Source organism: Rhizobium sp. 16-488-2b (assembly GCF_017741815.1).
In the GTDB taxonomy this organism is placed as follows: Bacteria; Pseudomonadota; Alphaproteobacteria; order Rhizobiales; family Rhizobiaceae; genus Rhizobium.
Map to the genome: position 1 here is coordinate 153,241 of NZ_JAGHMF010000027.1, position 12,181 is coordinate 165,421.

Genomic DNA, 12,181 nt, shown 5'->3' on the forward strand with positions numbered 1-12,181 from the left:
CGACTATCCCCGCGATGACCGCAATTCGAAAGGAGAAACAACATGCAACAGCTCGCTCAATTCCTCGCCGCCACCGGCCGTCGGCTCCGTACTCTCTGCAAGGTGATCAGCCACTTCTTCCGCAAGGGCAAGCTCGGCTTGAAGCTCGTGATCAAGATCCCCTTCTTCGTCGAGATCGAAGTGTCCCTCGAGACCGACTGGGACCGGCGTCGCTGAAACGCCCTCTTGGCCCGCTTCGGCGGGCCTTTCCCAATTTGCCACAGAGGCGCGCGGGCGGTAACCGCGTTTGCGCTTTTGTCGAAGCAGATCGAGAAACAGTTCGACAGCTTCCTCTTCCCGCCCGAAATGATGGACCATCATTTGACCCTTCGCGCCAATGCGGCCCCACTTCCTGAGTAGGCAAACATCGCCAAAGAGGTTCGGTTCGATCGACATGGCGTAGTAGCGTGCCATGTTCTTCGCGACATCCGTGCGTTCGACATAGAGATGGTAGGGTTGCGCGATCATGAGATCAGAATCGCCGATCGCGGGAATCGCGTCCAACGACACTTTTGAATCGGTCGGGGTGGATCGATTCACATCGGTGATGAAATCGGAAATGTCATGACAGGCTTGGGCGGGACGCCTTCGGCGCACGGCTCTATTCGCGGTGCTCACGGAGCCCGCACACGATCTCCGCCCCATGGTGACGATCCTCTCGCGGCTCTCAGCCGCACCATCCATGTCGAGCGCCGTCCCAGCGCCGGGCGAGGCCCTCGTTGACGAGGGTGTCTCCAAGCGAGCGCCCTGCCCGCGTCACGGTACGGAGCTTGCGGCCATACTTGTCTTCGTCGCACAACCCGGCTGAAAGCGAAAACTTGCCAGCATTGAGCAGCGCCCGCAGGCGTGCTTTCGCGGCCTCGCCCTTGATCCTTTCCGCCTCGCAGCGCGGCGGGCTGAGTTCCGGCGTGTCGATATCCGCGATGCGGATTTTCTCTCCCTCGAACCAGAACGTATCGCCGTCGACGATGCAGTTCACATGGCGATCTGCACCGCAGAATGAAAATGCCGCTGACGATGAATCCGCTGTTGGTGTGTTGGCCGCAGTCACAAACCCAGAAAGCTTATTAATACCCCCGAAGGCAAGCCAGCCTCCCGCAGCAATGACCATGGCGCAGACGATCGCGATCAGGGGTTTGCGCGGGCGGCTCGGTCCCGATCGGGGTGACTTCCCCTGCCAGCGATGTCGATCGTTCCTGCTGCCGGACTTCCTCGGCTTTCTGAACGGAACCACATTCGATTTCGTCACCTCGGTCCTCTCCTGTATTCCCCAACTTATCGGCTTCGGTTCATCCGCGTTTATGAGCAAGCGTGCTATCAGACGGTGTGCGGGAGCGGGGCGCGGTCGGTCCCGCCTCCCCTTCGGGCCTCTTTGTTGAGGCTCCTGCGGCTGCGCTATTTCCCGCTCCTCGCACGACGAGAATTCCCGAAATCCCGCCCTTTCGTGCGACGCTGATTTCTCCGATACTCTTCATTTTTCTGGATCGACCTTGCTCGCTGCTCTGCGCGCCGGCTCGATCAGAGGGGCTTCGGGTGGGCTTCCAAGCTTGTGAAACCTGTTCGTGCCAACACAAGCTTTCATGTCGTCGCGCCGAAACCAGATCGCGCGGCCGCATCGAAGCGGCGCGTTCCCCGCCGTGAAGACGATCTGTTCGTCAGCGCGCATGCGAAGGACTTCGTGCGGCTGGATCAACGGTCGTGCGGCCAACTGCTTCGACCGCGTCCGCGACGATCCTTTCATCTGCGAACTTCGGCTGACCTGGTCGATCTCGGCCGTCGTCATGCCGCAGCGACGCGAGATGTAATCCGCGGTTTCCGTATCGTTGATCGCCGCGAAACTGATCCAGCTCGCGCTCTCGAACCACTTGCTCGCGGCATCGCGGCCGCCGTAGGTTTCCCGCATCTGGCCGATTGACTGGTAGATCATGAGAAGCGTGATGCCATACTTCCGGCCGGCGTCGCGCGCGGTCTCCAGGATCCGCATGTAGCCAAGGCGGGCAACCTCATCGAGGAGGAACAGTGCTCTGCCCTTCATCAAACCATCGCGGTTATAAATTGCATTGAGGAACGAGCCGATGATGACGCGTGCGAGGCCCGCATGCGTCTCCAGGGTCTTGAGATCGATGTTGATGAAGACGTCGGTGTTTCCATCGGCAAGATCCCCCGTCGAAAACGTCTTGCCCGAAACCAGCGCGGCGTAGTTCGGATAGGACAGCCAGTGGGTTTCCTTGATGGCATTCGCATAGACGCCGGAGAAGGTTTCAGGCGTCATGTTCACGAAGGCCGCGACGTTCTCCTTTACGAAATCCGAGTCCGAATTGTCGTAGATTTCCTGCAGGCGTTGGCGCAACTGCGGTTCAGGTTCGGAAAGATTGGCGCGGACCTGGCGAAGCGTCTGGTTCTCCTTCTCAGTATGTCCGGAAAGGCAAACGTCGGCGATCATCGCCGTCAACAACTGCAAGGCCGAGGCCCGGAAGAAGTCGTCGCGCACACCGCGCGTACCGCCGCTATCGCTCATGATCCATGAGGCAACGGATGCGATATCCTCTTCCTTGGTGCCGCCGAATTGCCCGATCCAATCCAGCGCATTGAATCCGGTTTCCGGCTTCTTCGGATCGAGGACGAACAGGTCTCGGTCCGCGCTGGTGCGATGGGCCGACACCATTGGGGCAACCTCATTCGACGGGTCGAGGACGATCAGCGAGGCGCCCCATTTGAGCGCCGTCGGGATCGTCACCGATGTCGTCTTGAAACCGCCGGAACCAGCGAACACGATGCCATGCGACGAACCGAACGAACCGTCGAAGCATAAGAGCGGTGACTTACCACCGGCACCCCATGTGTCGGGATCATCGGCGCGAAACGCGCGCGTCCCTACGCTGTCCTTGTCGACGCGATATCGCTCGCCGACGACGATACCGCCGCCCTCCGCAAACAGGCCCGTCGCCTCCTGCATTTTCATCCAGTCGGCCTCTCCATGCAGCGCCCGCTTGCCGCGTATGCGTTTGGGCTCGGCACTGGCGAAGGCCGCGTTGCCGACGAGCGCAACGCGGAGGGCGAAGCAGGCAGAAAGCGCTGCAGCTGCCGCTCCGATCAGCGTCGCCGGATCGAGATAGGAGAGGAGCGACTTGCCGACCGGAACCTGGTTCGCGAATGCCGACAGCCTGATCGCCTCGCGAACGATGGCGACAATGATCGTCGCTAGCCCTCCGGCGGCGACGCCCCATCCTGCCGTCTTGATCCTGATCGCGCCGGCGCTCGCGAACAGCAACACGATGCCGATGACCGCCGCGGCGACATAAGGCAGGGCAATGCCGGCGCGGCCGAGCGTCTGTCGAGCAGCCTCCGTCTTTCCGAAGCCGGACAGCCAGTGTTCGATCCCGGTCAATCCGATCACGACCAGGATCATCAGCACGACAGGCGCCATGAAAAGAATGATCCTATTCATCGCTGTTGCCAAAGGCCCCCGCGCCGATCGCCAGCAGCCGCGGCCGTTCGGTCTCATCTGCTTTGAGGCGCTGGCTCAAATCGATGAGCGCGCCCAGCAGCAGCGCCCGTTTCTCGTATCGAAGGCCCGCTTTGACGATCAGACCGCCGAGCTCGATCTTTTCCCGCGTGTCCTTCTTGCGGGCGTCGGATGTGGTCGTGCGCGCCATCCGCTCAAGCCTCAGCAGTCCCGCCCGCAGCCGCGCCAGTCGCGTTCTGCGTGGACGGTGCCCTGCTTTCGCCTGCGCCTGCTCCCCTCTTTCCTCCGGTCGTACGAACCTCGCCTCCGCGAAACCGTTTCGCCAGGTCCTCGAAGGCCGCCTGCAGCTCTGCCTCGTCGACCTCGATCTCGCCAAGTCCGGCCTTGAGGGCGATCCGGCCGATGCGCTCGGCCTCACGGGTCTCGGCGATCTTTAGCTGCTCCTGGAGTTTGGCGATTTCGTCGCGGATCTTGGAGGATGGCCTTTTCATTCCGTACGTCTCCTTTGGGTTGGAAAGCTTGTCTTTCGAACCCAGTTTCCCGGAGGAGCGTGCGGAACGCACTACTGTGAATCCTACAATCGCCAAAGCGCCAGCTTTGGTGAATGATCCCGGCCGTTCCGAAGGAGCGGATCCGAAGGGCGCAATTATACGTCGCTGACGCGACGTTCTGCTTTTTGCCCCTGGCGGGGCCTTCCGCTTCCGACGAACCTGTTGATTTCGTTCGCAACCGGGAAAGAATTGCTGTGGCCGTCCCCCATTTCTCCGTCAGCGTTGTCGCCCGCGGCTCCGGCCGCAGCGCCGTGCTGTCGGCGGCCTACCGGCACTGCGCCAAGATGGAGTTCGAGCGCGAGGCTCGAACGATCGACTACACTCGCAAGCACGGATTACTGCACGAAGAGTTCGTTATTCCCGCAGACGCTCCCGAATGGCTGCGAACGATGATCGCGGATCGTTCGGTCGCCGGTGCTTCCGAAGCCTTCTGGAACAAGGTCGAAGATTTCGAGAAGCGCTCCGATGCGCAGCTTGCCAAGGACGTCACCATTGCTCTGCCGATCGAACTGAGCGCTCAGCAGAATATCGCGCTCGTGCGGGATTTCGTCGAACGGCACATCACGTCGAACGGCATGGTGGCCGACTGGGTCTATCATGACGCGCCGGGCAACCCGCACGTTCATCTGATGACAACCTTGCGGCCGCTGACCGAAGACGGTTTCGGCGCCAAGAAGGTCGCGCTGCTTGGACCGGACGGCAATCCGATCCGCAACGATGCCGGCAAGATCGTCTATGAGCTCTGGGCTGGAGGCATCGACGATTTCAACGCGTTTCGCGACGGATGGTTTGCCTGCCAGAACAGGCATCTGGCGCTGGCCGGTCTCGACCTTCGCGTCGACGGCCGCTCCTTCGAAAAGCAGGGGATCGATCTCGAACCGACCATCCACCTTGGCGTCGGGACCAAAGCGATCGAGCGGAAAGCCGATGTTGCTACGAAGCCGGTCGAGCTCGAGCGCATCGAACTGCAGGATGCGCGCAGAGCCGAAAACGCGAGACGGATCGACCGGAGCCCAAAACTCGTCATCGACCTGATCACGCGTGAGAAGAGCGTCTTCGACGAGCGTGATGTCGCCAAGATCCTGCATCGTTATATCGACGATCCCGCCCTGTTCCAAAGCCTCATGGTCCGGATCATCCTGCATCCCGACACGTTCCGCCTTGAGCGCGAGCGGATCGACTTTGCCACTGGTTCCAGATTGCCCGCCAAATACACGACGCGGGAAATGATCCGGCTGGAAGCGCAGATGGCCAATCGCGCCGTCTGGCTATCGCAACGGTCGTCACATGGCGTGCGGGATCCGGTGCTCGCCGCGACTTTTGCCCGTCATGACCGCCTGTCGGATGAGCAGAGAACTGCGATCGAGCACGTCGCGGGAGCCGAGCGGATTGCCTCGGTGATCGGCCGCGCCGGCGCCGGTAAGACGACGATGATGAAGGCGGCACGCGAAGCCTGGGAGGCGGCCGGCTATCGGGTCGTCGGTGGCGCACTTGCCGGCAAGGCGGCCGAAGGGCTGGAGAAAGAAGCGGGAATCCCTTCTCGGACACTTTCGTCCTGGGAGCTTCGCTGGAATGCGGGAAGAAACCAGCTCGACAGCAAGACGGTCTTCGTTCTGGACGAGGCCGGCATGGTGTCGTCGCGGCAGATGGCGCTGTTCGTCGAAGCGGTGACGAAGGCCGGCGCCAAGCTCGTTCTCATCGGCGATCCCGAACAGCTCCAACCGATCGAAGCAGGCGCCGCGTTTCGGGCGATTTCCGATCGCATTGGGTATGCGGAACTCGAAACCATCTATCGCCAGCGCCAGCAATGGATGCGCGATGCCTCGCTCGACCTGGCGCGCGGCAACGTCGGCAAGGCAGTCGACGCCTACCGTGCCAATGGCAAGGTGATCGGGTGGGATCTGAAGGCCGACGCCGTCGACAACCTCATCGCCGCCTGGGACCGCGATTACGATCCGGCGAAGACGTCGCTGATCCTGGCTCATTTGCGCAGGGACGTTCGCATGCTCAACCAGATGGCGCGCATCAAACTCATCGAGCGCGGGGTTCTCGACAAGGGAGCTATGTTCAAGACGGCGGACGGCGATCGCAATTTTGCCGTGGGCGACCAGATCGTGTTCCTCAAGAACGAAGGATCGCTCGGCGTCAAGAATGGCATGTTGGCCAAGGTCGTTGAGACCGGGCCGGGCCGCATCGTCGCGCAGGTTGGCGATGGCGAGCTTGCGCGCCAGGTGCTGGTGGAACAACGCTTCTACAACAACCTCGATTATGGCTATGCCACGACGATCCATAAAAGCCAGGGCGCCACGGTCGATCGGGTCAAGGTGCTGGGTTCTCTTTCTCTTGATCGCCACCTCACCTATGTCGCCATGACTCGTCATCGTGAGGACCTGGCCGTCTATTACGGCCGAAGATCCTTCGCCAAGGCCGGCGGCTTGATCCCAGTCCTCTCGCGCAGGAACGCCAAGGAAACGACCCTCGATTACGCTGGTGGTCCCTTCTACCATCAGGCCCTTCGCTTCGCCGAGGCTCGAGGTCTCAATCTCGTCAACGTGGCCCGCACGCTCCTCCGCGATCGGCTGGAATGGACGGTTGGGCAAAAGCAAAAGCTCATCGATCTTGGTGCGCGGCTGGCCGCGGTCGCCGCCAAGCTCGGGCTCATCATCGGCTCTGTGAAATCCCCAATTCATGACACTGTCAGGAAGGCAAGACCCATGGTTTCCGGCATCACCACCTTCGCAAAATCAATCGACCAGGCGGTGGAGGACAAGGTCACAGCCGATCCCGGTTTGAAGAAACAGTGGGAGGAGGTTTCGACCCGTTTCCACCTCGTCTACGCGCAGCCGGGAATCGCGTTCAAGGCGATCAACGTCGACGCACTGCTGAAGGATGGAGCGGTGGCGAATGCCACCATCGGCAGGATCCGCGATCAACCGGAAAGCTTCGGCGCCTTGAAAGGCAAGACCGGTCTACTGGCAAGCGGCACTGACAAGCAGGCGCGGGCAACAGCGCTGACCAACGCGCCGGCTCTGGCTCGAAATCTGGAACGCTATCTGCGCCAGCGTGCAGAGGCGGAGCGCAAATATGAGGTCGAGGAACGCGCCGTCCGTCTGAAGGTGTCCATCGATATTCCGGCGCTCTCGGCAAACGCAAAGCAGACCCTCGAACGTGTGCGCGATGCGATCGACCGCAACGACCTGCCGGCCGGTCTCGAATATGCGCTTGCCGACAAAATGGTGAAGGCGGAGCTCGAGGGATTTGCGAGAGCTGTATCGGAGCGTTTCGGCGAGCGGACCTTCCTGCCTCTTGCCGCAAAAGGCACCAACGGACAGACATTTAACACCGTCACCGCGGGGATGACGGCCGGACAGAGGGCCGAAGTGCAATCAGCATGGAATTTTATGCGGACCGCGCAGCAGCTGGCCGCGCATGAGCGCACGACGGAGGCTTTGAAACAGACGGAAACCCTGCGTCAGACAAAGAGCCAGGGACTGTCCCTGAAATGACGGCGCAAGTCTCTGTACGTCGGATGCGACCTGCGCGACGATCGAATGCCGTCGTGCTTTTGTTGGTGGCGGCAACCGTCGTTGGGGGCAGTGCCGCTGCCGCCAAGATCGGCGGCTACCGCATCAACCTGACGCCGAGCGAGCCCCTCGGGATATGGCGCATCTCGGCGCTCAATCGAGTGGTATCGGCAGGCGATCTCGTCTTCATTTGCCCTCCGCAAACGCCTGTCATGCGAGAGGCCAGAGCGCGTGGCTATCTCCGCTTCGGAACCTGCCCGGGCGGGGTCGCTCCGCTCATCAAGACGGTCATCGCGGTTCCCGGGCAGCATGTCGAAATCGGTGCGGGCGTAACGATCGACGGGCATGCGATCCCTTTCTCCGATCTGGCTCAGCGCGACGGCAAGGGTCGGCCGATGGTGCCGTATTTCGGCGGCGCCGTGCCGGCACAAAGCGTCTTCCTCCATTCACCGCACAGGAGCTCCTACGACTCCCGCTACTTCGGTCCCCTTCCCGTTTCGGGCATCCTCGGCCTGGCGCAACCGGTGCTCACCTATGTGCCGTAAGCGCGTTCGGCCGGTCCTGTTGATTGCCGCTTCAATCATCGCCGGAACGGTGGCGTGGAGCGGTCACGTCCTTTTCCTTCCGCTCGCATGCACGTTTCCAACCCTCTGGGCGCTTGCGCGGTCACGACTGGCGGCCGCAGCGGTTTCCGCCGGTTATTTCCTCGCTGCATCACGCGGTCTGCCGCAGGGCGTTGCCACCTTCTATTCCTCCGACCTCTGGCCGGGACTGCTGCTCTGGCTCAGCGCATCGCTGGGCTTTGTCGGTGTCCACGCAATGTTCTGGACGAGATGCGAACGTACACGACCGTTTCGCTACCTCGCGGCAGTCTTGCTCATGGCCATTCCGCCAATCGGTATCACCGGCTGGGCGCATCCGATCACGGCCGCGGGCGTGCTGTTTCCGGGATGGGGATGGTGGGGGCTCCTTGCCGCGACAGCCGGCCTCATGGGCCTCGTAACCCGCATGTGGCCAGCTGTCGCGATTGTCCTGGCAGGCTTTTGGATCTGGTCCGCCGCAACCTGGGACGAGCCGAAGCTAACGGAAGCGTGGCGGGGCGTCGATCTCGAATTCGGCGCTTCACTCGGTCGCGACGTCAGCATTAGGCACCACCGTGATCTGATTGCCACGGTGAAGGATCGAGCATCCGGCGGCGCCCTCACCATTGTCCTCCCCGAGAGCGCCCTGGGCTTCTGGACGCCGACCGTCGAGCGGCTCTGGGTAAATGGGCTGCAGGGCACTGACGTCACCGTCATTGCCGGCGCTGCGGTCGTCGATACGGGCGGATACGATAATGTTCTGGTCGCTCTCTCTCGTAACGGTGCTCGCGTCATTTATCGCGAGCGCATGCCGGTCCCGGGCTCGATGTGGCAGCCTTGGCGTCCCCTGCTGGGTCAGAGCGGTGGCGCGCGGGCGCATTTCATCGCGGACCCGGTAGTGGCGGTCGCTGATGCTCGGGTCGCACCGCTGATCTGCTACGAGCAACTGATCGTCTGGCCCGTTCTCCAATCCATGCTCCACGATCCGGACGTCATTGTCGCCGTCGGCAACGGCTGGTGGACCAAGGGGACATCCATCGTCGCCATCCAACGCGCCAATGCGGAAGCCTGGGCGCGTCTGTTCGATAAGCCCCTCTTGATTTCCTTCAACACCTGAAGCCCGAGGAGACCTCATGCTCGACGCTGCCCTGATCCAACAATGCGCCGACCCCTCATTGAAGCCGGCAATCGTCGAACAGTTCGTGACCGCTGCGGGCTCGAACGATCCGCTTGCCGTCACGGTCAAATCGGGTGGCCGATTGATCCTCGTCCCGAAGGCGATGACGCCGGACGAGGCCATGGCGATCGTCCGGCAGTATGTCGGCCAGGCAGTGGTCCGCGTCGGCTTGACACAGTTCCCTGCGGGTGTCGGCGTCAAGGATACGGCCGACTTAAAGGCTGATCTCGTCGATCCTTGCGAAAACCTTCGCAAGGGAACGGCGATGTTCGCGAAGGTCTTGCGGATCGTTGCCAAATGGTACGGCAATCCGAAGAGCGATGACGTCTTCCCTCAGATCTTCGAGGACGCTGTCTACGCCTGGAAGACCGGCGAGTTCGAAGGCGTGAGCGTGTTCCAGGCGGAGGATCCGAGAAAAAGCGTGACGATAGACAATGTATTGCCTCCAGAGGAGGCCGAGGCGAGCAGCGACATACCTCCTGCGGATACAAGCACTGAAGGCGCCGAGAAAAGCGAGAACGTTGGGTCAGCTGAGATGCGGATCGACCTGTCGAGGATCGGAGGAAAATGATTTCCTTGGAAGGTGACTATACTTCCGGAAGCGAATAGCGCGTGAGAACCGCTTCCTCTCCGTCGAGGGTTACTTCGATGACTGCGTTGACCATATCCTGCGCGCCTGCCAGATCCTGCAATATGAGGGCAAACAATTCTCGTTGCAGCACAGGCAGCACCTGCGGGACGATAATCACCAGACCCGCATGCAGCTCTTCCTTGGCATAGAGCTTCCGGAAGTCGCGGGCGTTGTTCGTCACGAAGGTGAAATCTTCCTCGATAATCCGAGGCATTAGGTCCCAATCGGTCTCGCCGCTCAGTCCCAGCCAATTTACATGGAAACAATCGTGGCCGTGCTCTTGAGCCACGGCCACGAGAGACGTGTGAAGGCATTCATCGATAAGAAACTTCACGAGGTCGAGCCAGACGTTTTAGGGACGTTCTCGTTCCGAAGGATCAGGCGCTTCACGGATTTCACCTTCAGGCCCTGCTCCGAAAGCTTCCTCGGACGTCCTCTGGCGGGATGGGCCGCAACCCAGATCTCGGCAAGTTCCACCATGCGCTCGGTGAGCGAAGGATAGCCCTCAACGATTTCCGCTGTACTTGCGCCTTGGGTCTTCATCGCGGCAATCGTTCGCACGGGAACACGGGTTCGCTTGAAAACCGGCTCGCCGCCCACGACGCCTTTCACGCTTTCAATCAGTCGTTCGGCTTCTCGAAGCGCCTCGGCCCGCGCGGCCAGTTGTTCTCGTGCTCGCGCAACGTCGATAATGAGATAATCGTCTGCCCTAACAGTTTCGGCATCGGGGTTCTGGTCGATCGTATCGAATAGGCGCTTGCGGCGCTCGGCAGACAAGATCGATCCGACGCCGTACCAGAGCTTCAACCGAAGCAGATCCTCATCGGTGAGTGCTCGACCCCTGCTACCAACGAGATGAGTCTCGATGATGCGCTTGTCGATCGCATTGTGCACCGACTTCACAGCGATCTCGCTGACAGCCGCCGCCTCGGCGGGTGTGTAGGCGTGTGACGTGCTGGCCATAATCATTCTCCTTGTGGAGAATATATAATGCGGCCCGCCGCTCGTGTAAAGCCTTGACCCATGCTCAATCTCAGTGGTCGAGCTGTCCCAATCGATCGATGCACATCGGCTTCGGAGCGGAAACCGCCTCCGAACCCTAAAATCCAGTCGACCACGGGCGCGATTTGCAGATCAGTTCGATTTGGTCACAAGCTCGGCGGGTTCGACGCCCAGCGCTTCTGAAATCTGGCCAAGGACGGTGAGGGTTGCCGACATTTCGGCGCGTTCAATGGCACCGATATGGCGTGCGCTCAGGCCTGTGCGGTGCGCCAGTTCCTCCTGCGTCAGTTTCTTGCCATGACGTATTCGACGCAAATTGACCGCCATGACCTCGTTGAGATCCATGACGTGAGCGGAACCTGAATCGGAATTATTGTTCTAGGAACTATAGTTCCGATTCGACATGTCCTGTGATATTGGGGGCAATCGATCTTCGACGGATTTGCAATGTTGGTCTTATGATAGTCTGTAGCGCGGCCGCACAGTGCGGGACCAAAGCATCGTTTCGAGTGGTGAAGGAATGAGTTTCGAGGAAAAACGAATGAACGATGCGGAGTCCTCTGAGACCGACAAGAGCGAGCGGGATCCGCGGTTCTGTTCGATGCCGAAGGAAGCGTTGGAGGAATTGGCGGTGTCGGCAATACACGAACACCGCCGGCTGCTCGCCGCGGATGAGGCTGTCTACGAGGAATGGACTCGCGCGAGCGGCGACCCCTCGGTTTCCAGCGACGTCCTGGCAAACCTGCAGGATGAATACATTGCCCGTCAGAAGAAGTCCGAAGCCCAGCAGGAAGAGCTGTCGCAGATCATCGACGCACTTGGCTACATCCCCGACGTCCCATTGGACGATTCAGCACGGTGTTTCGAACATACAATCCGGCCATCAGTATCATCGTATCGGGCGGAGAAGACTGGAAGCTAGCTCGTTGTGTTCATGTTGGTATATTGCCACCCATAAATTCGACGCCCAGTTCATTAAACCTACGCCAACGTATTTCACATTGACGCCGAGAACCGCCTTCCAGCGCCAGCTCGAACACGTTGGGAAGTTCCATCGTCGTTTCCATGACCAACCGGGCGCCACCTGCAGACAGATTGCGGATCGTGCAATCCCGCGTGGCCACGCCGTTGTTATAGATGATACGCGCGCCCTTGAAGGCGCGTATTCTGGGGGACGCCCGCCGCTCATCCACGGCAGAGCAAACCGTCG

At 60.7% G+C, this 12,181-nt stretch carries 12 protein-coding genes and 2 pseudogenes; 5 read left to right on the top strand and 9 right to left on the bottom strand.

What is annotated here, in order from left to right:
* Nucleotides 1–258: 258 nt before the first annotated feature.
* From J5286_RS31310 to traC, 5 genes and pseudogenes are all read right to left on the bottom strand, one after another.
* Nucleotides 259–507, bottom strand: a pseudogene (locus tag J5286_RS31310) (WGR domain-containing protein); the annotation flags it as partial.
* A gap of 199 nt (nucleotides 508–706) precedes the next feature.
* Complete coding sequence (locus J5286_RS22020; protein WP_193559327.1) at nucleotides 707–1,150, bottom strand: thermonuclease family protein; 444 nt, start codon at nucleotides 1,148–1,150, stop codon at nucleotides 707–709.
* A 360-nt stretch (nucleotides 1,151–1,510) separates the two neighbouring features.
* On the bottom strand, nucleotides 1,511–3,487 hold the full coding sequence (gene traG / locus J5286_RS22025) for a Ti-type conjugative transfer system protein TraG (protein ID WP_142913691.1): 1,977 nt from the start codon (nucleotides 3,485–3,487) through the stop codon (nucleotides 1,511–1,513).
* Nucleotides 3,480–3,695 carry a type IV conjugative transfer system coupling protein TraD gene (traD, locus tag J5286_RS22030; protein WP_142913692.1) on the bottom strand — a complete coding sequence of 72 codons (216 nt, stop codon included), beginning with the start codon at nucleotides 3,693–3,695 and terminating at the stop codon, nucleotides 3,480–3,482. The genes traG and traD overlap by 8 nt, the downstream gene beginning before the upstream one ends.
* Before the next feature lie 4 nt (nucleotides 3,696–3,699).
* On the bottom strand, nucleotides 3,700–3,996 hold the full coding sequence (gene traC, locus J5286_RS22035; protein ID WP_142913693.1) for a conjugal transfer protein TraC: 297 nt from the start codon (nucleotides 3,994–3,996) through the stop codon (nucleotides 3,700–3,702).
* A gap of 254 nt (nucleotides 3,997–4,250) precedes the next feature.
* Here traC and traA point away from each other — a divergent pair, with 254 nt between their 5' ends.
* Genes traA through J5286_RS22055 form a run of 4 tightly spaced genes read left to right on the top strand, consistent with a single transcriptional unit; the run spans nucleotide 4,251 to nucleotide 9,909 of the window.
* Entirely contained in the window at nucleotides 4,251–7,562 is a 3,312-nt protein-coding gene (gene traA, locus J5286_RS22040) for a Ti-type conjugative transfer relaxase TraA (protein WP_142913694.1), read from the top strand.
* Between the two features lie 23 nt (nucleotides 7,563–7,585).
* Nucleotides 7,586–8,125, top strand: a complete 540-nt coding sequence (gene traF / locus J5286_RS22045; protein WP_142913700.1) for a conjugative transfer signal peptidase TraF — start codon at nucleotides 7,586–7,588, stop codon at nucleotides 8,123–8,125.
* Nucleotides 8,115–9,278, top strand: a complete 1,164-nt coding sequence (locus J5286_RS22050) for a conjugal transfer protein TraB (RefSeq protein WP_142913695.1) — start codon at nucleotides 8,115–8,117, stop codon at nucleotides 9,276–9,278. The genes traF and J5286_RS22050 overlap by 11 nt, the downstream gene beginning before the upstream one ends.
* Nucleotides 9,279–9,294: 16 nt before the next feature.
* Entirely contained in the window at nucleotides 9,295–9,909 is a 615-nt protein-coding gene (locus tag J5286_RS22055) for a TraH family protein (protein ID WP_142913696.1), read from the top strand.
* Between the two features lie 16 nt (nucleotides 9,910–9,925).
* Here J5286_RS22055 and J5286_RS22060 read toward each other — a convergent pair whose 3' ends face one another.
* The 3 genes from J5286_RS22060 to J5286_RS22070 form a co-directional block, all read right to left on the bottom strand.
* Nucleotides 9,926–10,303: a DUF5615 family PIN-like protein gene (locus J5286_RS22060; RefSeq protein ID WP_142913697.1), complete on the bottom strand. Its 378-nt coding sequence runs from the start codon at nucleotides 10,301–10,303 to the stop codon at nucleotides 9,926–9,928.
* A complete protein-coding gene (locus J5286_RS22065; protein ID WP_142913698.1) occupies nucleotides 10,300–10,932 on the bottom strand; it encodes a DUF433 domain-containing protein in 633 nt (210 codons plus the stop codon). Before J5286_RS22065 ends, J5286_RS22060 begins: the two co-directional genes overlap by 4 nt.
* Nucleotides 10,933–11,103: 171 nt before the next feature.
* Nucleotides 11,104–11,316: a helix-turn-helix domain-containing protein gene (locus J5286_RS22070; protein WP_037094533.1), complete on the bottom strand. Its 213-nt coding sequence runs from the start codon at nucleotides 11,314–11,316 to the stop codon at nucleotides 11,104–11,106.
* A 196-nt stretch (nucleotides 11,317–11,512) separates the two neighbouring features.
* Here J5286_RS22070 and J5286_RS22075 point away from each other — a divergent pair.
* Nucleotides 11,513–11,818, top strand: a pseudogene (locus J5286_RS22075) (transcriptional repressor TraM); the annotation flags it as partial.
* An 85-nt stretch (nucleotides 11,819–11,903) separates the two neighbouring features.
* On the opposite strand, the gene J5286_RS22080 reads toward J5286_RS22075, so the two are convergent.
* Entirely contained in the window at nucleotides 11,904–12,164 is a 261-nt protein-coding gene (locus J5286_RS22080; protein WP_161596383.1) for a PilZ domain-containing protein, read from the bottom strand.
* Nucleotides 12,165–12,181 lie beyond the last annotated feature (17 nt).